Source organism: Nocardia cyriacigeorgica (assembly GCF_010858045.1).
GTDB classification, from domain to species: Bacteria; Actinomycetota; Actinomycetes; order Mycobacteriales; family Mycobacteriaceae; genus Nocardia; species Nocardia cyriacigeorgica_E.
Genome location: NZ_JAAGVC010000001.1, coordinates 328162 through 350485, shown reverse-complemented (window position 1 = coordinate 350485; position 22324 = coordinate 328162). Strand labels below are relative to the sequence as shown.

Below are 22324 nucleotides of genomic sequence, written 5' to 3'. Positions count from 1 at the left end.
CAACCATGGCAGCGCAATATATGCAACCAAAGAGCAAGCGTTTTGCGAGAAAATTACCTCGTGCAGCAACTCGACCCGGTGCCCGCTCTCGCGGCGCCTTCCAGATCCAGGCAGGAACAGGTCGCCGCGGGTATCGCCGACTCGGTATCGGCGGGCCTCGGGATCTTTCCGCTGGGCATCGCGCTCGGCCTGCTGGTGGTGCAGGCGGGGTTGCCGTGGTGGCTGACGCCCGCGCTGTCGCTGGCCGCCTTCGCCGGTTCGCTGGAACTGCTGCTGGTCGGCATGGTGGCGGCGACCGCACCGCTGGTGGCGGTGGCGGTCACGGTGTTCGTGGTGAACTTCCGGCACGTGTTCTACGCGTTCTCCTTCCCGATTCACCTGGTGCGCAACAGGTTCGCGCGGGTGTACAGCGTGTACGCGATGATCGACGAGGCGTACGCGGTGTCCGCGGCGCTGCCGCCCGCCCAGCGCTCGGGGCCGCGCCTGCTGACGATGCAGCTCGCTGCGCAGGCGTACTGGGTCGGCGGCGGTCTGGTCGGTGTCGCGATCGGTGCGGTGATCCCGGGGCCGATCAAAGGGCTGGAGTTCGCGCTGTGCGCGCTGTTCACGGTGCTCGCCCTCGATGCCTGCCGCTCCCGGCGCGACCTGCCGTCGGTACTGCTCGCTGTGCTCGCCGTCGGCGCCGCGCTGATCCTGACGCCGCAGGTCGCGCTGTTCGTGGCACTGCTGGCGTTCGTGGTGCTGCTGTTGATCCGGTACCGGCTCACCGGGCGCACGGCGGTGGCCGTCGATGCCTGATACCGGATATCTGCTCGCCGTCCTGGTGATCGTCTTCTCGATCACCTTCGCCCTGCGCGCGGTCCCGTTCGCCGTGCTGAAACCGCTGCGCCGCTCGCATCTGGTGCGCACGCTGGCGGTGTGGATGCCGGTCGGCATCCTCGCGATCCTGGCAGCTACCAGCCTGCACACCACCGTCGCCGAGGACGGCGCGGCGCTCTACGCCCTGCTCGCGGTGGGCGTGACCGCCGCGGTCCACCTGCTGTTCGGCCGGCGCACCCTGCTCAGCGTCGGGATCGGGACCGGGGTGTATGTCGTGTTGCTCAATCTGCTCTGATTCGAATAGACCTTCGCCAACCAGTGAGGAGCGTGCCCACCTATGGCCGACGCGGCTGATCGACCCAGCTATTTCCGCCGGATCGGCGCCGAGCGATACCTGCCGACCGAATACACCGGCGGTGCGTGGCGGGCCGACGAGCAACATTTCAGCCCACTCGGCGGACTGATCGTGCACGCCATCGAAACCGCCCGCACCCGCGATGGCCGGCCCGCGCTGGCGATGAGCCGGATCACCTTCGACATTCTCGGCCAGATCGGCCGCGAAGAATTCGACATCGAGGTCCGCACCACCCGGCCGGGACGCACCATCGAGTTGACCGAAGCCACCGTCGTCATCGCGGGGCGTCCCGTCGTCAGCGCCCGCGCCTGGCTGCTTGCCGAACAGGACACCAGCGCGGTCACCGGTGGCGAACCCGATCGGCTGCCCGCCCCCGAATCGCTCGATCGGTGGCGGATCGGCGAGCTCTGGCCCGGCGGCTATATCACCTCCCTCGACGTCCGCACCACCGCCGCACCGCAGCCGGGCCGCACCACGGCCTGGGTCTCGACGCCGGTCGCGCTGCTCGACGGCGAACCGAGCAGTCCGCTCGCCGGCTTCGTCGCGCTGGTCGACACGGCCAATGGCATCGCGGTCCGCCAGGACCCGCGCAAGTGGATGTTCCCCAACGTCGACCTCACCATCCACCTCTACCGTCAACCGCAGGGATCGTGGACCGGGCTCGACACCTCCGTCGTCTTCGGCGAGCAAGGGCAGGGCCTCACCACGACCGTCCTGCACGACGTCCGCGGGCCGGTCGGACGCGCGGAGCAGATCCTCACCGTCCGTCCCCTCGACTGACGGATCCGGCCATCGCGGCTTGCCTTGACCTCGACGTCAACCTTTAGCGTCGGCTCCGACCCGACAACAGCACAGGAGACGACGATGAGCAACGCGGTGACCACGGTGACGGATGCGACCTTCGCGAACGAGGTTCTGCGCTCGGAACTTCCGGTCCTGGTCGACTTCACCTCCGACCACTGCGGGCCCTGCCGGATGATCTCTCCGGTCCTCGCCGAGATCGCCGCGCAGACACCGCAGTTGAAGGTGGTGACGCTCGATGTGGATGCCAATCCGGAGATCAGCGCGGCCTATGCGGTGATGGCGATGCCGACACTGATGGTGTTCCGGTCCGGCGAACCGTCGAAGCGGCTGGTCGGAGCGCGCTCCAAGCGACGGCTGCTCGACGAGCTCGCCGACGTCCTCTGAGCGGGGCTGTTTTCGCGCCGTCACTCGGCGTCGTCGAGCAGCTCACGCGGCGCGGCCTGACGCCAGGAGTCGGCGACGATCGCCTCCATTTCCTCGCGGTCGTCCAGTGCGGCCAACCGCACCCGCACCCAGGCGTTGGCCGCTTCGTGGGAGGCGATCCAGAACTTGGCCGGTTCGGCGACGACGAGTTCATCGCGCTCGATGATGGGACAGCGGACCGCCATACAGGTTTCGGCGTCGGGGAGGGTGAGGAACAGCTTGCCCGCGACCCGGAACGTGGGCATGCCCCAGGTGAACTGCTCCGCGGTCTCCGGTAAGGACAAGGCAAAGGCGCGGACGTCATCCCCGGTGGCACTCATGCGCCGGATTCTTCCAAACCCCACCGACACTGCTCGATCTCATCTCTGGCGACCGAGCCGATAACAGTGTCGCCTCGATTTCGTGTCGCTTCGGACAACGACCACCCGCGCCCGACATACTGCCCAGGTTCGACCTGATCGTGGGACCAGATCCATCCTTTCGGCACTCCCGGCCGGCACCGCCGGAAGCGGAGCGCCGAACCGGTGTACTGCGGCGCCTGTCGGGCACCCGATCCGTGCGCCGCGACCGCAGCGGTGTGGTGCGACCGGTCCCGGTGCCGAGAAGGAGGCCCGATGGATCTGGACGTCGAGGGAATCGAGCAAACCGTATCGACCGGCGCACTGCCGGGCTGGGACCGGGTGGAGAAGCTGGTCGGGGCGGCCTACGAACGATATCTGCCGTTGCAGTCCGGGGCCGTCGCCGACTACATCCCCGTTCTCGCCGAAGCCGACCCCGACCTGTTCGGCATCGCGGTCGCCGAGGTCAACGGCGATCTACACAGTGCGGGCGCGGCCCACGCGCAGTTCAGTATCCAGTCGATCGCCAAGGCGTTCGTCTACGCCCTGGTCTGCGACGCACTCGGGCACGAGGTTGTGCTCGACCGGGTCGGCGTGAACAACACCGGCCTGGCGTTCAATTCGGTGATCGCCATCGAACTCAACGACGGCCATCCGATGAACCCGATGGTCAACGCGGGCGCATTGGCGACGACGGCGATGATTCCCGGAGCCACCCCCGCGGAACAATGGGAACGCATCCGATCCGGTCTATCGCGATTCGCCGGACGGCCGCTCGATCTGGACGGCGCGGTTTACCGCTCGGAAATGCTGACCAACCAGCGCAACAAGGCCATCGCGCGGCTGCTGGAAAGCTACGGCCGCATCGATATCGACCCGCTCGAGGTCGTCGACGTCTACACCAGGCAGTGCTCGCTGCTGGTCGACGCCCGCGACCTGGCGATCATGGGCGCGACGCTGGCCGACGGCGGGGTGAACCCGGTGACCCGCGAACGAGTCGTTTCCACCCAGGTCTGCCGCGACACGCTGGCAGTGCTGGCCGCCACCGGGATGTACGAGCGGTCCGGCGAATGGCTGTTCGAGATCGGGTTGCCCGCCAAATCCGGTGTCGCGGGCGGGATCGTCGCCATCGCACCGGGCAAGGGCGCCATCGGCACCTACTCCCCGCGCCTGGATTCCGCGGGCAACAGCGAACGCGGCATCCGCGCGACCGCCTATCTGTCGCGCACGCTCGGCTTGAACGTCTTCGCGTCCGAGGTCCACGATCAGAAGGGCTCCCGAGCATGACCACCGAATCGGCCGATACGGCAATCACACCCGAGCGCGCGTCCTGGCTGCCGATGGTCGGACTGTTCTTCGCGCAGATCCTGATGTCGTTCAATGTTGCCGCCCTGCCGATTTCGCTGGGCGGCATGGTCGACGACTTCGATGTGGCACCGACAGTGGTGAGTTCGACGATCGTCGTCTACGGTCTCGCGGTCGCGGCGCTGGTCATGGTCGGCGGCAAACTCGGCCAGCGGATCGGCTGGGTGACGATCTTCCGGGTGGTCGTCACGACATTCGGAGTCTCGGCGATCATGATGATCATCTCGCCGTCGGTGGGCTGGGCGATCGCCGCACAGGGTGTGGCCGGAGCCTCGGCGGCGATCATCGTGCCCGCCCTTGTGGCGCTGATCGCGGAGAACTACCACGGTGATCAGCAGGCCACGGCCATCGGTTCGCTCGGCTCCGCACGAGCCATTTCCGGGGTGAGCGCCTTCCTTATCGGTGGCGCGCTCGGCAGCCTCGTCGGCTGGCGGCCGGTGTTCGGCATCGTGCTCGTGCTGGCGGTTGTGGTGTTCGCGTTCAGCTTCACGCTGCGTTCCGACGACGGCGATGCGAGCATCGAGATCGACCTGGTCGCCGCGGCGCTCATCGGCGCCGGAATCGTGCTGCTCACCATCGGTTTCAACAATCTGAACGCATGGGGTGTGTTCTTCGCCGATCCGGAAGCGCCGTTCGATCTGCTCGGCGTCTCGCCGGCGCCGGTGCTGATCGTGCTCGGCATCATGCTCGGGCAAGCATTCATCGGGTGGACTCGCCGGCGGATGCGCGACGGGAAGGCGCCGCTGATCGATCTGTCGGTGCTCAGCAGTTCCCGCGAGCGGGCCGCGGTGTACGCCATGTTCATCGTCGTGGCGCTCGAAGCGGCATTGATCTTCACGGTCCCGCTCTACATCCAGATCGTGCAGGGCCGTTCGCCGTTCGACACTTCGCTGGCGATGATGCCGTTCAACCTCACGGTATTCATCACCGCGATGCTGGTGGTGCGGTTCTACAAACGGTTCACCCCGCGCGCCATCGGAATGTTCTCGTTCAGCCTCACCACCGCGGCACTCATCTGGCTGGCCTATGTGGTCACCAACAACTGGGAGACCGTGCCGACGATCTTCGGGCTCATCGTCTTCGGAATCGGCCAGGGCGCGCTGGTCACGCTGGTGTTCAACGTGCTGGTCACCTCCGCGCCGAAGAAGCTGGCAGGCGATGTCGGCTCGCTACGCGGCACCACCCAGAACCTCGCCTCGGCGGTCGGCACGGCGTTGGTCGGCGCGATGCTGGTCACCATCCTGAGCTTCGTGGTCGGCCGGGAGATCATCGATGACGTCGAATTGCCGGATTCGCTGATCGCGCAGGTCGACCTGGACAACGTCAACTTCGTCAGCAATGACCGGTTGCGTGAGGTCCTCGAACGCACCGACGCCACACCGGAACAGATCGATGCGGCGGTCGCGGTGAACGAAGACGTCCGGCTGCGCACACTCAAGTTCGGGTTGCTGATCCTCGCCGGAATCAGCGCGACCGCGATCGTGCCCGCGAGCCGTCTGCCGGATTACCGGCCGGGCGAGATCCCGGATCCGTCGCCGGAGAAGGACTGAGCAGAGTAGTAACACTCGATGCGGTCGTCATCGCCCCGAGCACGGACTTCCAGGCGGTCCGGCCCGCCGCGAGTCGAACAGTGGGCCGGCCGGCGCGTCGTGGAAGACTTTCCGTATGACGAATGCCGAGTGGGGCGCGGTAGACCGGTACCTGGTGCAGACGGTGGTCGGCGAGGCCGATACCGACGTGCTGGAAGCGAATGCGGCCGCCGGCTTGCCCGCCATCGATGTCTCGCCGGCGCAGGCGAAGTTCTTGCATCTGATCGCGCGGACGATGGGCGTGCGGCGGGTGCTGGAAATCGGGACGCTCGGCGGGTACAGCACCCTCTGGCTGGCGCGGGCCGTCGGCCCGCAGGGCCGGGTGGTCACCATGGAGTACGAGCCGAAGCACGCCGAGGTCGCGCGAGCGAATCTGGACCGCAAGGGCGTCGGCGACAGGGTCGACATCCGCGTCGGCGCCGCGCTGGACAGCCTCCCGGTGCTCGAACAAGAGGGCCAGGACCCGTTCGACCTGGTATTCATCGACGCCGACAAGGTCAACAACGCCAACTATGTGCGCTGGGCGCTGCGACTGACCCGGCCGGGGTCGGTGATCATCGTCGACAATGTGGTGCGCGGCGGGAAGATCACCAACGGCCATTCCGAGGACTCCGCGGTCCGCGCCAGCCGCGAAGTGCTGGAACTGCTGGACAGCGAGCCGCGCTTGGATGCCACCGCGCTGCAGACCGTCGGCAGCAAGGGGTGGGACGGTTTCGCGTACGCGCTGGTCACGGACTGACGGAAACCCCAGGACGAGCTGTTGTGGTTATCGTGGGTGCATGGGCGTGATCGGCGAACTGTTCCCCGGCAAGAAGCTGACCGACGAAGGCAGTGCGGACAGCAATGGTGAACCGCACCGGCCGCAGCTCGATATCGATCTGAGCGCGGGGGTTGTCCGGGTGACGGGCACCGCTGAGGCACGTTCCGAACCGGAACCGGAGGACTGATCGAGGCCCGCCGGCCGATCCCGGTCGCACACCGCCCCGCGCTATACCGCCACCTGGTTCGACGCCGGCGGATGGATGACACCGGCGAAGCCCCGATCCAGGCTGTAGGTGTTGCGCTGCACAGCATTGCCGGCATTGCCCTCGACGACGGTCACCGTATTGCCACTGCGGGCGACCACCAGACCGATGTGGTTCTGGTGACCCCAGACGATCATGTCGCCCGGACGAGCCTCCGAAATATTGCCATCCCGACCCCATCCCCATCGCCGGGCATCCGACCAGACGGCGCTGACCAGGTTCTTATTGGTCCAGTTCACATCCATGCCGCCTTGCGTCCACGCCCAGTCGGTGAACGAGGCGCACCACGCCAGATCGCCAGGGATGTTGTAGGGCCGGTTGACGTGATTCGGACTGGTCTCTCTCACACCATTGGCGAATTCACCCTCGGCGGCCCGGATCGCGGCATCGATAGCGGGCACTCCGGTCGAGGGCGCTGAGGTCCACGGAGTCGGTGCCGGCGCACTGGCGGGGGCGGGCGAGCCCGCCGAACCCGAGTAGGCCGCCGGGGCAGGGCCGCTGGACGCCATGCTGATCGGACTCCGTCCGCCCATCGTGCTCGGGGCATTGGCCATCACCGGCTTCGCGCCCTGCGTGGCCGCGCGAATCCCATTGGCCCACTCCTGGATCCGGGTTTTCGCGTCGTCGACCAGATCGTGCACATCGCCGGTGGTGCGCAAGGCGATGGCGGACAGCCGGTCGGCGACGTGCGGCGCGATGTATTTCTGATCTTTGCCCGGGCCCGGCGCGTTCGTGAGGGCGTCGCTCAGGCCGCGTACCTTGCCCATCACCTGACGGTAGGTGGTGTCGGCGGTTCTGAAGGTTTCCGAGACCGAACTGTCGACACTTTTGCCCTTGTCGCGCAGTTCGTTCTCGATGGCCTGGAAATCGCCCTTGCGCGAGCCGTACTTCTCCAGGATCACCGATTTCGCCTCGACACCGTCGATATCGGAGTTGCGCAGCAGTTTCGCTTTTCGCAGCTGTTCGAGCAGATCCGGTTGCGCGCCGGGTTCACCCGAGGCGAACTGTAAAACGCTCGCTCGCAGAGCGAGCTTGACCATCTTGACAACCGAGACGAGGCCCGGCGGGAAGTCACCGCGAACAGGGATGGCGTCGATTTCCGCGAGATCGGTCGTCAAACTCATCGACGGCACCGCCTTTCGGCCGACCGGACCGTCATTCCCCGTGGGCCGACATACAGGAGCATCCGGATCCTCACTCGCCCACGACCATCAGGCCACCTGATGAAAGACACCTGCGACGCCTCGAGTATCGCTGATTCCCAACAATGGGAACGCGTCCGGCATATTTCCTCGACGGCGCGTCTCGGCGGCAACCCTGGACAGTGCGGCATATCGCTGGCAACCTGGCCGCCGGACCGTTTCGCGTCGAGAAACGGATGGTTGTCGAGCTGTACCCGGGAATGAATCTTCCGAAGGAGACAGGCAATGCCACGCTCGAGCTTGATGTCCCGCTTCACCACCGGCCTGGCGGCGACCGCCGCGGCCGCCATGCTGTTCACCGGACACGCCGCCGCGGAACCGCACACCGTCGATTGGACCGCCGCCGCCGAGCAACTGCGCGTCGTCGCGACCGGCAACCCGGCCGCCGAACAGGCCATCGACCGTCTGCTGGCCGATCCGCAGCGCCTCGACGACGCCGCCGAGGAGGTGGCGCTGCCCGCGCAGCCGTTCCAGATCCCGGCCCAGTCCGATATCGGTCGCGGCGGCGGTGCGGGCGTCTACGGTTCCGGCGTCGCGCTCGGCATCGACGGCTTCCGCTTCGGCTTCTTCGGCGGACCCGGCACCATCGCCCCGAACCAGACCGGTGCCAAGCTCGAGGTGATCTGGCTGAACCTGTCCAACGGACGCAGCGGCACCGAGGTGCTGACCGAGCACAACGATATCCCGGTCGATACCACGATCCGCTCGCGCGTGATCGATCCCGGCGCAGGCATGGTCGTGGCCGCGGTCTACGGCACGCTGTGGCACCGCTGGTCGGTTCCGGTCAGCGATCAGCACCCGGACGGGTTCCAGTACCAGAAGGGCACCATCTCGTTCCCATCCATGGGAGCAGTTGTCAATTGACAACGTTCGCTCACTGAGGTCGGGCGCGTTCTGTGAGGTCACAGGCGCGCCCGCGCTCATCTGGGGGTTTGCGTGCGGGGGCGGACACAGGGCCCGATTTGTCGCCTTTGGCTGTGACCTGTCACACGTGCGCTGATACGGTAGGCATCCGATATGCCCGTTCGATTCGCTAGGTCGAGTACCGACGCGAGAGTTCTGTGGAGGTGTTCGTGGTGAACCTGGCGCATACGCTGGAGGCCGTCAAAGCGCTGGGGGTGTTGCGATCGCGTGGGGTCAGCGATCCCAAAGCGCCGCTGGAAACCCTGAAGACCATGAAGGAGACGCGGGTCTACGGCCCGCACGCCGCGCTGGTCCGCCATTCGGCCCGGATCGCCCCCGATCAGGTCGCCCTGGCCGACGAGCGCGGTGAACTCACCTACCGCGAACTCGACGAGCAGTCCACCGCCGTCGCACGCGGGCTGCAGTCCGCAGGCCTGACCGAGGGCATGGTCGTCGGCGTGCTGGCCCGCGATCATCGCGGCCTGATCCTGGCCGAGGTGGCCGCCGCCAAGCTCGGCGTGCGGATCGCGCTGATGAACACCGGCTTCGCCAAGCCGCAGTTCGCCGAGGTCTGTGCGCGCGAGAAGGTCAAGGCGGTGCTGCACGACAGCGAATTCCTCGGCCTGCTCGACGCTCTGCCCGCGGATCTGCCGCGCTTCCTGACCTGGGTCGACGAGGGCGCCGCACTGCCCGAAGGCGCCACCACCTTCGACGACCTGATCGCCGCGAACTCCACCGAGCCGCTGCCCGCCCCCAGCAAGCCGGGCGGCTTCATCATCCTGACCAGCGGCACCACCGGCCTACCCAAGGGCGCCCCGCGCACGAAGGTGACGCCGATGGCGACCGCGCAGTTCGTGGACCGGGTGCCGTTCCCGCGTCGCGGCACCATGGTGATCGTCTCGCCGCTGTTCCACAGCACCGGCCTCGGCACCTGGCTGGTCGGCACCGTGCTCACCAACAAGATCGTGATGCGGCGCCGCTTCGACGCCGAGGCCACGCTGAAGATGATCTCCGATCACAAGGCCGAGATGCTGGTCGCGGTGCCGACCATGCTGCACCGGATGACCGAGCTCCCTGCCGAGGTGCGCGCCAAGTACGACCTGTCCTCGCTGAAGGTGATCCTGCTCGCCGGTTCGGCGCTGGCACCTGAGCTGTGCATCCGCGCCACCGAGGTGTTCGGGCCGGTCCTCTACAACCTGTACGGCTCCACCGAGGTGGCCATCGCGACCATCGCCACCCCCGACGAACTCGCGAAGGCGCCCGGCACCGTCGGCCGCCCGCCGATCACCTGCGATGTGCGGTTGTTCGACGACAACGATCAGCGCGTGCTCGACAAGAACGTCACCGCCCGCATCTTCGTGCGCAGCGGCGCACCGTTCGAGGGCTACACCGACGGCAGGCACAAGCAGATCATCGACGGCTACATGTCCAGCGGCGACGTCGGCCATTTCAATGACGACGGCCTGCTGATGGTGGACGGCCGCGATGACGACATGATCGTCTCCGGCGGCGAGAACGTCTTCCCGCAGGAAGTCGAGCAGCTGCTGCTCGAGCGCGAAGACGTCTTCGACGCGGCGGTGGTCGGCGTGGACGATGTGGAGTTCGGTAAGCGGCTGCGCGCCTTCGTCGTTCCCGAGCCCGGCCACACCCCGGACGCGGAGCAGATCAAGACCTTCGTCAAGGAGAACCTGGCTCGGTACAAGGTGCCGCGCGAGGTGGTCTTCCTCGACGATCTGCCGCGTAACCCGACCGGCAAGCTGCTGCGCCGGGTACTGGTGGATTACCAGGTCGAGCAGTAGATCGCGAGTAAGAGACGCCGGGGTCGAGGTGGACATCGACCCCGGCGTCGGCATCTCTGAGACGAGCACCACTACTCGCCGGTAATGCTTGCTATTGTTAGCGCCAGCACTGGATCTCGAGGTTGCGATCCACACCACCCCGGTCACGGTGGCGGGATCGCGGAAGGTTGTTTGCCGCATGTCTCTGTCGACCCCAGCCCCCGTCCGCAAGGCGCGTGACCTCGCTCTGGGCGTGAATGTCATGGTCAAGCGCGGATTGTTCAACCCGCTGCGCCTCGATCACGGGGCCCGCTCGTTCTACAACATGCGCAAGTACGGCCCGTTCGCCGGCGTCGTCATGCACGCCGCGCAGACTCGGCCGAACGCCGCCGCGATCGTCGACGAACACGGCGAACTCACCTTCGGTCAGCTCGATGAGCTGTCCAATGCGTTCGCTCGCGGGCTGTCGGCTCAGGGCATCGGCCAGGGCGACGTGGTCGCGGTACTCGCCCGCGATCATCGCGGCATGGTGCTGAGCCTGCTGGCCACCGGCAAGCTCGGTGTGCGCGCGGTGCTGATGAACACCGGATTCGCCAAACCGCAGTTCGCCGACGTCGCCGAGCGCGAAAAGATCAAGGCGGTGCTGCACGACAGCGAGTTCTTCGACCTGATGAGCGCCATTCCGGCAGACATTCCCCGCGTGCTCACCTGGGTGGACGAGAAGGACGGCGCCGATCCGTCGATCCCGACCATCGAATCGCTGTCGGCGGGCCGCTCCACCGAGTCCATGCCCGCCCCGGCCAAGCCCGGCGGCATGGTGATCCTCACCAGCGGCACCACCGGCACGCCGAAGGGCGCACCGCGCGATCGGGTCAGCCCCTTCATGTCGGCCCAGTTCCTGGACCGGGTGCCGCTGCCCAAGAACGGCACCATGGTGATGGCGGCGCCGATCTTCCACGGCACCGGCCTGTCCCAGTTCACCCTCGGCCTGGCGCTCGGCAACCGGGTGATCTTCCAGCAGCGCCGCTTCGACCCCGAGCTGACGCTGGCCAATATCGTGAAGCATCGCGCCGATTCGCTGGTCGTGGTGCCCACCATGCTGCAGCGCATGCTCGACCTGCCCGCCGACGTGCTCGCCAAATACGACATGACACCGCTGAAGGTGATCTTCGCGGCCGGCTCGGCGATTCCGCCGGACGTCGTGGTGCGCACCGCCGAATACTTCGGCGACGTGCTCTACAACCTGTACGGCTCCACCGAGTGCGCGGTGATCACGGTGGCCACCCCGGAGGATCTGCGTAAGGCACCGAGCACCGCGGGCCGCCCGCCCGCCGGCATCCGGATCGCGCTCTACGACGAGAACCGCAAGCTCATCACCGAGCCGAACGTCACCGGCACCATCTTCATCGAGAACGCGCACGGCTTCCGCGCCTACACCGACGGCCGCACCAAAGAGCGCGTGGACGGCATGATGTCCAGCGGCGACGTCGGCCATTTCGACGACGACGGCCTGCTGTTCATCGACGGCCGCGACGACGACATGATCGTCTCCGGCGGCGAGAACGTCTTCCCACAGGAAGTCGAGCACCTGCTGTCCAACCGGCCGGACGTGCTGGAGGCGGCGGTCGTCGGCGTCGACGACCGCGAGTTCGGCAAACGGTTGCGCGCCTTCGTGGTGCCAGGGCCGGACTCCAACCGCGACGTCCAGGAGATCAAGGACTACGTCAAGCAGAACCTGGCCCGCTACAAGGTGCCGCGCGAGGTGATCTTCCTCGACGAACTGCCCCGCAATGCCACCGGCAAGCTGCTGCGCAAGCCGCTGGTCGAGATGGACGTCGACGGGTCGTAGGCGTCGCTCGGGGCTCGCGTTCGGCCGCGAGCCCGGCACGCGGCTACTGCCGACGGCCGCTTGTCCGCCCCCAGCTACCAGCCCGGAGCCCGCAATCGCCGAGGCAGCAATGGGACGAAACTCCTCAGCTATCATCGGCGAGTGATTATCAGGTTCGGCCGACCCCCTGCGGATGACCGCAGCGGCATCGCGCAGTTGCGCGGTGGGGCGGCCGGATCGTTGTCCGGCACCATCTCGGTGGCCGCGCACGGCTGGGCATCCGGTGGAATGGCGCCGAGCAGCAGCACGTTGGCTCTCCTTCTCGCGGCTTCGGCTCTGGTCGGCGCGCTGGTCGCCGGGCCGGGCCGGCTGCGCACCGGATCCGCCGGGCTCCTCACCGTCCTGGCCGCGGGCCAGCTGCTCGGCCACCTCGCCATGGGGTGGGGGTCCGGGCATCTGCATCACGGCGACGTCCAACTGACGCCGACCATGATCGCCGCGCACCTGGTAGCCGTCGTGATCGCGGCGCTGCTGATCCGGGGCGCCGAATTCGCCTATCGCATGGGTAGGTCGGCCTTGGCCAGGGTTGTGCCGTTGCGGTATCACCCGCCCGCCATCGCCGGGCCTGCGCCGCTGCGAACCACGCATCGTGATCGCGTCATCCTGTGGGTGCTCGCCGCCGATGCGTCCCGCACTCGCGGACCACCGTCGACTGTTCGTCTCTGAATCAACTTCACCTGGACGCAATCGGCGGTCGGGCCACCGCGTGTGCAACACGGTGACGCCACCGCACGTCGCACGCAGCTGTCGTCGAACCGTGCTGCGCGGCGATACCCGGCGCGGCCTGTACCCGTCCGGTCAGGCGCACCTGCGGCAGGCCCTCCTCCCCGAAGGTCATGCCCCCGTGCGCCGAAACGACGTACGCCGCCGGAATATCGGCTCGCCGTGAATTGCCACGACGCGTGCGCACCGATGTCGTCCAGGTTCCGTTTCGCCCCACCCGAAGGGTCTGCCGGATCGCAGACGGGCGTGAGCCCCGCGACCGATGGCCGCAACCCGGGTATCTCTCGACAGGACGTAGTCGAACAACGATGAGTACCACCGATATCGAGACTCCACCGACGGAGTCCGCACCCCCATCCGGTTCCCGGACCGGGCCATGGGCCGCGGCGCGCGCGCTCGCGCTGCGGCTGCATTTCTACGCCGGCGTCTTCGTCGGCCCGTTCATCTTGATCGCGGCGATCACCGGCGCGCTGTACGCGATCTCCCCGGCGCTGGAGTCGATCGTCAACCGCGATCTACTGCACGTCGACTCCTCCGGGCCCGCGCAACCGATCTCCGCGCAGGTCGAGGCCGCCGTCGCCACCCGCCCCGATCTGCCGCTGGTCGCGGTCGCACCGGCACCGGAATCCGGCGACACCACCCGGGTCATCTTCAGCGATCCCACGCTCGGTGAATCCGAACGCCGCGCGGTGTTCGTCGATCCGGCGACCGCGACACCGGTCGGTGAATCGGTGGTCTACGGCAGTTCGGGTGCGCTGCCCATGCGCACCTGGATCGACCGGCTGCACCGCGACCTGCACCTGGGCGACCCCGGGCGGCTCTACAGCGAGCTGGCCGCGTCCTGGTTGTGGGTCATCGCGCTGGCCGGTCTGCTGCTGTGGGTCCGGCGGGTGCGGGCGCGGCGCGACCGCAATTCCGCGGGCTGGCTGCTGATCCCGGACCGCTCGGGTAGTGGCCGCGGACGCACCCTGAATTGGCATGGCGCCGTGGGTTTCTGGATCCTGCCCGTGCTCTTGCTGCTGGCGGCGACCGGGATGACCTGGTCGACCTATGCCGGCGAGAACATCACCGAGCTGCGCGAGAACCTCAGCTGGACCACGCCTGCCGTCAGCACGTCGCTGCCCGGCTCCGATGCGCCGGCGAGCCATGCGGGTGGCGACCACCATCACGGTGGTTCGACACCGATGCCGACCGGCGATCCGGGTGATCGGGTGGCGCAGCTGGATCGGGTGGTGGAAGCCGGGCGCGCCGCAGGCATCGATCGGCCGGCCGAGATCGCGATTCCCGCCGACGATTCGACGGCCTTCGCGATCAAGGAACGGCGCATGCCCGGCACCTACACCGTCGACGCCGTCGCGGTCGACGGAGCCACCGGGGCGATCACCGCGCGCCTGCCCTATGCCGACTGGCCGCTGATGGCGAAGCTGTCCAACTGGGGCATCCAGTTCCATATGGGCCTGATGTTCGGCCTGCTCAACCAGCTGCTGCTGCTCGCGGTGATGATCGGCCTGATCACCGTGATCGTGCGTGGCTACCTGCTGTGGTGGAAGCGGCGCCCCACCCGCGCGGCCGGGCGGTTCGCCATCGGTAAACCGCCACAGCGCGGCGGGTTGCGGCGCAGTCCACCGGTGCTGATCGTGCCGCTGGCCGCGGTGACGGTTCTGATCGGCTGGTTCGCGCCGTTGATCGGAATCAGCCTGCTGGCCTTCCTGGTGGTCGACGTCCTCGTCGGACAGTTCAGGAGACGCGCCACCGGGTAGCTCCGGCTCCGCGATACAGGCCCGCCCCGGCGGTGGGCCTGGTTCATCGTGCGAATTTTCGCCTCGGCGTCGAGCCGAGGAGTGGTTCCGCGGGCCGTGCGACCACTGCAGCCCGCACCTGCGGGCCCGTCGGCCGCGCGCACACGCGCTCGGTCGAGTCCGCCACGGTGGAGCGCACACACCGGCACGTCGGTTTCGGGACGGCCCGACCGACATCCGCGAACCACGGCTGTCCGCCTGCGCCGGGCTCATGCCCCGCACAGCCGTGCCCATGCCAGGGCACGGGTGAGAACCACAGCCGCACAAGCAATTCGGGTCGTCCCGTCGGCATCGACTCTACCGACCCGGCCCGAGGTCATCTCTCCACACATGAGAAGGAAACAACTCCCATGAAGTTCACCAAGCTCGCCCTGATCACCGTCGCCGCGACCACCGCTCTCGGCGTGACCGCTGCCACCGCACAGGCCGCTCCGGAGCCGGAGGCGGTCGGTTTCACCGCGACGGCGACCGAGACGTCGAGCGTCATCAGTACCGACGCGGGTTCGCTCGTGGTCGAGGACCGGGTGCTGAAAATCAAGGCTCCCAATGGCACCGTGCTGGCGGGTACGCCGCTGACCTTCCGGGTCGACGAGTTCGAATTCCCGATCGCCGCCGAGATCTCCGGCCGCACCGCCACGCTCACCCCGCAGTTCGATCTCGCGCACGCCGCGTACCGCCCGGTCGCCCTGCCCTTCGAGGACAAGGCCACCTACAAGTCCGAGTACGAGCGTGAGAAGGACGCCTGGAGCCGCATGACCAGCACCATCGGTCTCGGAGCCAGTATCGCCGCCCTGGTCGGCGGAATCGGTGGCGCCGCGGTGGGTTGCGTGCTCGGCGGCATCGCCGGCGCCACCGTCGCCTCGGCGACCATCGTCGGCCTGTTCGGGCCGTTCATTCCCGCGGCCGCGGTCGGCTGCATCGGCGGTGTCCTGGCCGTCGGCAGCCTAGGTGCTGTCGTGGGTCAGATTCTGATCACCGCGCCCGTCGCGATCGGCGCCGCGATCCAGTACTTCACCACGATCAACGCCCCGTTCCCGGCCAAGTGATCTGATCTGGCGGCTCCTGCGTCCCGGCGCACACCATCCCGGGGCGCAGGAGCCCGAGCGGTAGGGCAGCCGAAGGCTCAGTCGCGCACTCCTGCTGGGGAACGCCGCGATCCGTGCCGGATGACGCGCCGCGCACCCGGGCCGGATCCGCAGCGCGGGTTCAGCCGTCCGAGCGCCCGGCTCGGAACCGCGGTTCGGCCGAGGCCTGCGTAAGTCCGGCGAGGCGACCGCTTCGAGAAGCGGCGACCCAGGGTGTGGCCGGCTTTTCCGCCGCCGACGTCGCGGGACGAGGCCGCGGGCGGCGGCGGGTCTGCCGGATGCTGTCGCTGCGCCGGAGGCGCTCGCCTCGTTGCAGGAGGCGCTGCCGGCTGAGTTCCTCGTCGTTCGCGGCGGTACGCCGTTCCAGCAGTTCGTAGTTCTGCTGCACCATGCGGTCGAACACCTGGTCCATGATGTCGTCGGCGTCCTCGGCGTGGCCTGCTTGTCCGTCGGATGCGGGCAGGGCGAACAGAAGCTCGTCGTCCGCGGCGGCCGCACCGTCGACCGAGTAGGCCCGCCGCCGTATGCAGACCGCGATCACGGCCGTGAGCGCCGCGACGATGCAGCACATGAGGGCCTGATCGGTCAGTGCGGCCGTCGTGGCCTGTTGCGCCGCGCCGGCGGCCGGCTCCTGGCCGCTGCCGTCACCGAAGAGCGACTTCACGATGCTGCCGAGCGTCTCTTTCAGATCGTCGTGGTCTTCGGTCATCTTCTTCAATTCCGGTGACTTGCTGTTGAGGTACAGCAGTGTCACCGGCACCAGGACCACATTGGCCATAGCGGCGACGATCGCCACCGACCGCCCGACGCCGATCAGTCGATGCAGCTGGGCCCCGATCAGGGTGGCCGCCGCGGCCGCCGCGATCAACGCGCCCCACCACCCACTGATGGACGCCACGGGCTCGTCGAAGATGCGCAGCGCGGGAACGGACCCCTCCAGCCGGCCGAAGGCGTCGGTGCGCACGTCACCGTGGGGGCCGGTGGCCTTCAACCACGGCTGGCACAGGAGTAGCAGGGTGAACAAGCTCAGCGCTGTGATCGACCAGCACTGCCAACCGGATCGAAATTCGGAATCGGGTCGCATAACTACGCCGACTTGCCCGTGGGGTGCGTTTTCCATGAAATTCGAATTCAACCTTCGGAATTGCTTATTTCACCCCTGCGCGATATGCGAGGGGGTGTGTCACATCTTCGGTGAGCCCTTGTCGCCATCGACGTTCATCAGATTAGAGCATGGGATACGCAGGTCAAATGAGGTTTGCGGCACAAAGAGACATGCGACACAATACTTTTCGGTAACTTGCATTCATGGTCGCACGACCAGTTCTGGACGTGGTTGCCGAAAGCCCTGCATCGAGAAGTTTTCGGTGCCTCGGGAACCACCCGAGAACCCTGACGACGACGAACACCCTGTGACCAGATCCACGCGCGATATCCGACTCCGGCTCGACGCAGATCGCGCGATCACCGCAGCCGGCGCGCACCCGCGGCCGGTGCCGCGGTGAACACGCGGGGCTCGGGCAAACCGTTGCCGACCAGTCCATCTCGCACAGCGATGGTCACCCTATCCACGGCCTGCTGGTCGACCAGCGCGATGACGCTCCCGCCGAACCCACCCCCGACCATGCGCGCCCCATACGCACCCGCGGCCAGCGCAGCCGTCACCGCGGCATCCAGGCCAGGCGCAGACACCGCGAAATCGTTCCGCAGAGAAATGTGCGAGGCGGTCAGGATCGGCCCGATCTGGCGGGGATCGGCGCCCGCGCGTAACAACGCGACGACGTCGAGAACCCGGGCGTTCTCGGCGACGACGTGTCTCGCTCGGCGGAGCAGTACCGGGTCGTCCAGCCGCGTGAGGACGTCGAGCGAATCGATCTCGCGCAGCGATGGCGCACCCAGTTCCGCTGCGGCGGCCGCACATTCGGCCCGGCGCTCGGAATAGCCGCTCTCGGCCAGCCGATGCGGATGCCCGGTGTCGACCACGAGTAGTTCGAGCCCGGAAGCGCGCAGGTCGAACGGAATCTGCGCATGGGCCTCGGGGCCGCCTCGGGTGAAACGCTGGACATCCAGGAACAGCGCGTGCCCGCGGGTACACAGGATCGCCGCGGACTGGTCGAGTATCCCGGTCGGCACACCCACGTAGCGGTTCTCCGCCGCTTGCGTCAGCTCGATCAGACCGCGCTCGGAAACAGGTAGTTCGAACAGATCTCGCAGCGCGAGGGCCACCGAGCAGCACAACGCGGCCGACGACGACAACCCCGCTCCCATCGGCACTCCGCCGTCGATGCGCAGCTCGACACCACCCACGGGATGCCCGCGGCGCGCGAATTCGGCCACCACGCCCACCGGATAACGCGCCCACTCGGGAAGCGCCGCGCGCTCGGTCTCGAGCTCACCGAGCCCGACGGCGATCCGCTCCCCCGGCCGCTGCCGCGATCGCAGCAGCACCCGGTCGCCGCCGCGCCGCCGAGCCGCGCACTCGACGGTCATCGGTAGCGCGATCGGCAGCACGTATCCGTCGTTGTAGTCGGTGTGCTCGCCGATGATGTTCACCCGGCCGGGCGCCACCCAGGTCGCGAAGCCGTCGTTGCGATCGTCGGGCACCGCTCCACTGTACGAGACACGCCGTGCGAGCAGTGGTTTCGCCGCGACACGATGCGGGACGGGCGATCCTCGGTCACGCTCGGTTCGAAGGGATGACCCGCCCGCCTGTTCGCGGGCCCGGCCGCATGGGGAGCACGTGTGATCGATTCCGCCCGCCGTCGTTTCGGTCCGTCCTGGCCGCTGCGGCATCGTCTGCCCGCCCGTCGCGGCAATCGGGCCGCACCGCACAGCATCCAGATCGCGGCGGCCACCGGCGCCGGGCCCACCGCCCTGGCCGCATTCGATGCCGCCCTGCGCGAACTCGGGGTCGGCGAGGCCAATCTGATCCGGCTGTCCTCCGTGATCCCGCCGCACACCCGCCTGGAATCCGCCGCACGGATCGACACGCCGATCACCTGGGGCGACCGCCTCTATTGCGTCTACGCCGCCGGGCACGCCGACACCGCGGGTGTGCGCGCCGCCGCCGGTATCGGCTGGACCACCCGCGAGGACGGTGCCGGCCTGTTCGTCGAACACGAGGCCGAGACGGCCGAGGAGGTCGAACACCTTGTCCGAACCAGCCTGGCCGATATGGCACGGCATCGCACCGGTCGCTTCGGCCCGGTTCGGTTGCGCACCAGCGAAACTCGCTGCGACGACCGCCCCGCGTGCGCGGTGGTGCTCGCGGCGTTCGGGGCGTCCGGTTGGGGCCGACTATGAGCCTGCTGCACGTCACGGTCGAAACCACGATCGACCCCGAGCCGGCCGACCTGTTCCACCGCCTCTACGAGCAGGCCTTCGGTCCGCTGCGGACCAAGGCCGCGGCCAGGCAGGTGCTGCATCGGGAGGAGTTCCTCGCCGAGATGCGCGATCCGCGGGTCCAGAAACATATCGCGCGTACCGGCACCGGCGAACCCGTGGGCCTGACCACCTTGACCAGGCATTTAGAGACGGTGCCGTGGATCAGCCCCGAATATTTCGTTGCGCGATACCCTGAACACGCGGCCCGCGATGCGATCTACTACGCGGGTTTCACCCTTGTTGCGCCAAGTGCGCGACAGGGGGCGGCATTCCATGTCATGATCGAATCAGTTGTCCGGGTTCTGGTGGCTGAACGTGCCGCGGTCGGCTGGGACATCTGTTCGTACAACAACACTCGGTTCTGTTTCGCCGACGGCATCCGAGCGGTGCTCGAGGAGCAGGCAGACGTCGAAGTAGCAGTTGAGGATTCCCAGACCTACTACGCGGCCCGATTCATCGGAACGGGAGCGATGAAGGGGGGCTGATGGAACTCACCGGAGAGCAGTCGGCGGGTGGGCGATCGCACTTCGGACATCGGTGGCTCAGGTTCGTCCCCGGCGTCGCGATCGCCTTGATCGTGCTACAAACTCTGCTCGATTCCCCCGCGCTGTCACTGACGACGATGGCCTCGGTGGTGGCGGGCGCGCTCGCCATGATCGGCACGGGCCTCTACCGCCACCGCCCGCGTCGACCACTGCCGTGGTATTTGCTGTCCGCGTCGGCGGTGGCGTTCGCCGCAGGCATCGCACTGCGCGATTTCACCGGCACCGGCACCCGCCACCTCGACGACGCCTTCACCCTCGCCGGCTATGTCGGCATCGCGGTGGCCGCGGTGTTCTGGTTACGCCCGCGGCAGCTACACGCCGATTACGACCTACTGCTCGACTCGGCCCTGATCGGCCTCGGCGCCCTGCTGGCCTCGTGGACCTTCTTGATCTCACCGGCGCTACGCGCCGACGGCCATCTCGGTCATGCCGTGACGACGGCGATCTATCCGATCCTCGACGCTCTGCTGCTCGCCCTGGTCGCCTACTCGGTGGCGTCGACGACGCGTTCGGAGACCTCGCTTCGCCTGCTGCACGGCGGGCTGCTGCTGGCCCTGCTCGGCGATCTCGGCTACAACCTCGAGGTCGCAGGCACACCGGTGGCAGGCCGTGACGTGCTGCTCGCACCGCTGCTGCTGGCCTACACCCTGGTCGGCGTCGCCGCCCTGCACCCGACGATGACCTCGCTCGGCGCACCGCATCCGATTCATCCGCATCATTCGCGCCAGCGCGCGAGCTTCCTCGCTGTCGCGCTGATCGTGGCATCGCTGATCCCGGTGGTGGGTTCGCGGCTCGGCACGGTGGACCGGGTGGTGGTGTCGACGCTGTGCGCACTGCTGTTGATCGGGGTGCTGGTGCGCAGCGAGCGCGCCATCGTGCGCAGCGCCCGCAGCGAGAAACGTGCCCAGTACCAGGCCGACCACGACATGCTCACCGGGCTGCTCAATCGGTCGGCGCTGCTGCGAGCGCTGGCGCGCAATCGCGGCCACTGGGCGGAACGACCGCTGTGCCTGCTGTTCATCGACCTGGACGGATTCAAGATGATCAACGACAGCTACGGTCACGCCGTCGGCGACGAACTCATCGCCAACGCGGCCTCGCGGATCCGCCGGGCGGTGCGCCGCGAGGATGTGGTGGCCCGGTACGGCGGCGACGAATTCGTCATCCTCGCGCCACTCGACCGGCAGGAGGCCGACGGCCTGGCCAAGCGGCTGCTCGCCACCTTCATCCGCCCGTTCGAACTCAGCGCCGGCGAGGTACCGATCACCGCGAGCATCGGCCTCGCGTGCAGTGGGCCGCGCGCCACCGAAGCAGACATCTACGACCTGCTGCGCGAAGCGGATTCGGCGATGTACCACGCCAAGGAGTACTCCCTCGGCTACACCTTCTACGACACGTTCCGGGACGAGACCCGCGCGACGCCCGAGACCGTCCGCCGCCCCTGGCAGCGCGAGACAGCGGTCTGAGCGCCGCCCGGGACCCTCTCAGCCGGGCAGCTCGGCGAGCAGCTTCTTGGCCTCCGCCAATTCGGCCTGCAACTGCTCGACCTTGGCCAGCTGCGCGACCCGCACCGCTTCCATGATCCCGCCGACCACCTCGGCGACCTCGGGGTGCAGCAGTTTCGCGGCCTGCGCGACGGCGGCGCTGTTCACCGGAAGCGCTCGCACGGTGCGCTTCTTGCCATTGACCACGTCGACGCTCCACTCGCCGTCGGCGGTGCCGCTGATGGTGACGGTGACCTCGGCCGCCTTCGACTTGCGCGCCGGAGCCTTGGCGGCCGGCTTCGGCTGGGCCTGCGGCGCCGGTTGTTGACGCGCGGGCGCGGGCTTGGCGGCACCGTTGGCGGCCACAGGCTCAGCAGCGGGCACCGGTTTCGCGACGGGCTTCGGGGCCTGCGGCGGCGCGGGCGGAGTGGACGCGGTGCTCGTCGGGGCCGACGGCTTGGTCACGGTGGGTGATTCCTTCCTGGTGGACGATTTCGGCTGGGCGACGGGCTTGTCCCGGGCGGGCTTGGTCATCGTCACCTCGGCCGGGGAAAAGGACAGCACGTCTTTGGAACCGGTGGGCCGGATCTGGAGGAAATCACCGTCGGACGGCTCACCGAGGGCGATGACCTTGCCCGAGCGCCCTTCCGGTATGCCCACGGCCGCGGCGGTGAACCACACCATGGGCGGGCGGCCGGCGGCGATCTCGGTGGCGATCTGCGCAATCTCGGTGTCCGACAAGGGTTGCGGTGTGTTCTTGGACTTTGTTCGCGGCGATGACATGGGGCTCTCCGGGCAATTCTCGCGTTTCGTGA

General features: G+C 67.8%; 22 protein-coding genes. 17 read left to right on the top strand and 5 right to left on the bottom strand.

Annotated features, from left to right (window positions below):
• The first annotated feature begins 60 nt into the window (after nucleotides 1–60).
• From GV790_RS01580 to GV790_RS01565, 4 genes are all read left to right on the top strand, one after another.
• Complete coding sequence (locus GV790_RS01580) at nucleotides 61–798, top strand: AzlC family ABC transporter permease (RefSeq protein WP_280213237.1); 738 nt, start codon at nucleotides 61–63, stop codon at nucleotides 796–798.
• On the top strand, nucleotides 791–1114 hold the full coding sequence (locus GV790_RS01575; RefSeq protein WP_163809620.1) for a branched-chain amino acid transporter permease: 324 nt from the start codon (nucleotides 791–793) through the stop codon (nucleotides 1112–1114). Before GV790_RS01580 ends, GV790_RS01575 begins: the two co-directional genes overlap by 8 nt.
• A 42-nt stretch (nucleotides 1115–1156) precedes the next feature.
• Nucleotides 1157–1954, top strand: coding sequence for a thioesterase family protein (locus tag GV790_RS01570; RefSeq protein WP_163809619.1), 798 nt, complete (start codon nucleotides 1157–1159; stop codon nucleotides 1952–1954).
• An 84-nt stretch (nucleotides 1955–2038) separates the two neighbouring features.
• Complete coding sequence (locus GV790_RS01565; RefSeq protein ID WP_163809617.1) at nucleotides 2039–2362, top strand: thioredoxin family protein; 324 nt, start codon at nucleotides 2039–2041, stop codon at nucleotides 2360–2362.
• A gap of 20 nt (nucleotides 2363–2382) precedes the next feature.
• Here the strand turns inward: GV790_RS01565 and GV790_RS01560 are convergent, their stop codons facing one another.
• Nucleotides 2383–2721, bottom strand: coding sequence for an MmcQ/YjbR family DNA-binding protein (locus GV790_RS01560; RefSeq protein WP_163809615.1), 339 nt, complete (start codon nucleotides 2719–2721; stop codon nucleotides 2383–2385).
• Between the two features lie 294 nt (nucleotides 2722–3015).
• Here GV790_RS01560 and glsA point away from each other — a divergent pair, with 294 nt between their 5' ends.
• The 4 genes from glsA to GV790_RS30485 all read left to right on the top strand — a co-directional run bounded on the left by glsA (nucleotide 3016) and on the right by GV790_RS30485 (nucleotide 6640).
• Nucleotides 3016–4026: a glutaminase A gene (gene glsA, locus GV790_RS01555; RefSeq protein ID WP_163809613.1), complete on the top strand. Its 1011-nt coding sequence runs from the start codon at nucleotides 3016–3018 to the stop codon at nucleotides 4024–4026.
• Nucleotides 4023–5654, top strand: coding sequence for an MFS transporter (locus GV790_RS01550; protein WP_163809610.1), 1632 nt, complete (start codon nucleotides 4023–4025; stop codon nucleotides 5652–5654). The genes glsA and GV790_RS01550 overlap by 4 nt, the downstream gene beginning before the upstream one ends.
• Before the next feature lie 115 nt (nucleotides 5655–5769).
• Nucleotides 5770–6432 carry an O-methyltransferase gene (locus GV790_RS01545; RefSeq protein WP_163809608.1) on the top strand — a complete coding sequence of 221 codons (663 nt, stop codon included), beginning with the start codon at nucleotides 5770–5772 and terminating at the stop codon, nucleotides 6430–6432.
• Nucleotides 6433–6472: 40 nt separating this feature from the next.
• The gene (locus GV790_RS30485) at nucleotides 6473–6640 is read left to right on the top strand and encodes a hypothetical protein (protein ID WP_175585766.1); all 168 of its coding nucleotides are present in this window, start codon (nucleotides 6473–6475) and stop codon (nucleotides 6638–6640) included.
• A gap of 41 nt (nucleotides 6641–6681) precedes the next feature.
• Here GV790_RS30485 and GV790_RS01540 read toward each other — a convergent pair whose 3' ends face one another.
• The gene (locus tag GV790_RS01540) at nucleotides 6682–7842 is read right to left on the bottom strand and encodes a CHAP domain-containing protein (RefSeq protein WP_163809605.1); all 1161 of its coding nucleotides are present in this window, start codon (nucleotides 7840–7842) and stop codon (nucleotides 6682–6684) included.
• A gap of 303 nt (nucleotides 7843–8145) precedes the next feature.
• Between GV790_RS01540 and GV790_RS01535 the strand changes: the two genes are divergently transcribed.
• The 6 genes from GV790_RS01535 to GV790_RS01510 all read left to right on the top strand — a co-directional run bounded on the left by GV790_RS01535 (nucleotide 8146) and on the right by GV790_RS01510 (nucleotide 16057).
• Nucleotides 8146–8784, top strand: a complete 639-nt coding sequence (locus tag GV790_RS01535; RefSeq protein ID WP_163809603.1) for a hypothetical protein — start codon at nucleotides 8146–8148, stop codon at nucleotides 8782–8784.
• Nucleotides 8785–8996: 212 nt separating this feature from the next.
• A complete protein-coding gene (locus tag GV790_RS01530) occupies nucleotides 8997–10622 on the top strand; it encodes an acyl-CoA synthetase (RefSeq protein WP_175585765.1) in 1626 nt (541 codons plus the stop codon).
• Between the two features lie 178 nt (nucleotides 10623–10800).
• Complete coding sequence (locus GV790_RS01525; protein ID WP_163809599.1) at nucleotides 10801–12450, top strand: acyl-CoA synthetase; 1650 nt, start codon at nucleotides 10801–10803, stop codon at nucleotides 12448–12450.
• Between the two features lie 141 nt (nucleotides 12451–12591).
• On the top strand, nucleotides 12592–13155 hold the full coding sequence (locus GV790_RS01520) for a hypothetical protein (protein ID WP_163809597.1): 564 nt from the start codon (nucleotides 12592–12594) through the stop codon (nucleotides 13153–13155).
• 365 nt (nucleotides 13156–13520) lie between these two features.
• Entirely contained in the window at nucleotides 13521–14972 is a 1452-nt protein-coding gene (locus tag GV790_RS01515) for a PepSY-associated TM helix domain-containing protein (RefSeq protein ID WP_163809595.1), read from the top strand.
• 389 nt (nucleotides 14973–15361) lie between these two features.
• Nucleotides 15362–16057, top strand: coding sequence for a hypothetical protein (locus GV790_RS01510; protein WP_163809593.1), 696 nt, complete (start codon nucleotides 15362–15364; stop codon nucleotides 16055–16057).
• Nucleotides 16058–16217: 160 nt separating this feature from the next.
• On the opposite strand, the gene GV790_RS01505 is transcribed toward GV790_RS01510, so the two are convergent.
• Complete coding sequence (locus GV790_RS01505; protein ID WP_163809591.1) at nucleotides 16218–16964, bottom strand: hypothetical protein; 747 nt, start codon at nucleotides 16962–16964, stop codon at nucleotides 16218–16220.
• A 596-nt stretch (nucleotides 16965–17560) separates the two neighbouring features.
• Nucleotides 17561–18700: a galactokinase gene (gene galK, locus GV790_RS01500; RefSeq protein ID WP_163809589.1), complete on the bottom strand. Its 1140-nt coding sequence runs from the start codon at nucleotides 18698–18700 to the stop codon at nucleotides 17561–17563.
• Between the two features lie 138 nt (nucleotides 18701–18838).
• Here galK and GV790_RS01495 point away from each other — a divergent pair, with 138 nt between their 5' ends.
• The 3 genes from GV790_RS01495 to GV790_RS01485 are packed head-to-tail and all read left to right on the top strand — an operon-like array spanning nucleotide 18839 to nucleotide 21491.
• Nucleotides 18839–19399 (top strand): pyruvoyl-dependent arginine decarboxylase, encoded by a 561-nt coding sequence (locus tag GV790_RS01495; RefSeq protein WP_280213413.1) that lies wholly within the window; start codon nucleotides 18839–18841, stop codon nucleotides 19397–19399.
• Nucleotides 19396–19965: a hypothetical protein gene (locus tag GV790_RS01490; RefSeq protein ID WP_163809587.1), complete on the top strand. Its 570-nt coding sequence runs from the start codon at nucleotides 19396–19398 to the stop codon at nucleotides 19963–19965. Before GV790_RS01495 ends, GV790_RS01490 begins: the two co-directional genes overlap by 4 nt.
• Nucleotides 19965–21491, top strand: coding sequence for a GGDEF domain-containing protein (locus GV790_RS01485; protein ID WP_163809585.1), 1527 nt, complete (start codon nucleotides 19965–19967; stop codon nucleotides 21489–21491). The genes GV790_RS01490 and GV790_RS01485 overlap by 1 nt, the downstream gene beginning before the upstream one ends.
• Nucleotides 21492–21509: 18 nt before the next feature.
• On the opposite strand, the gene GV790_RS01480 is transcribed toward GV790_RS01485, so the two are convergent.
• Nucleotides 21510–22292, bottom strand: coding sequence for a DUF6319 family protein (locus tag GV790_RS01480; RefSeq protein ID WP_175585764.1), 783 nt, complete (start codon nucleotides 22290–22292; stop codon nucleotides 21510–21512).
• Nucleotides 22293–22324 lie beyond the last annotated feature (32 nt).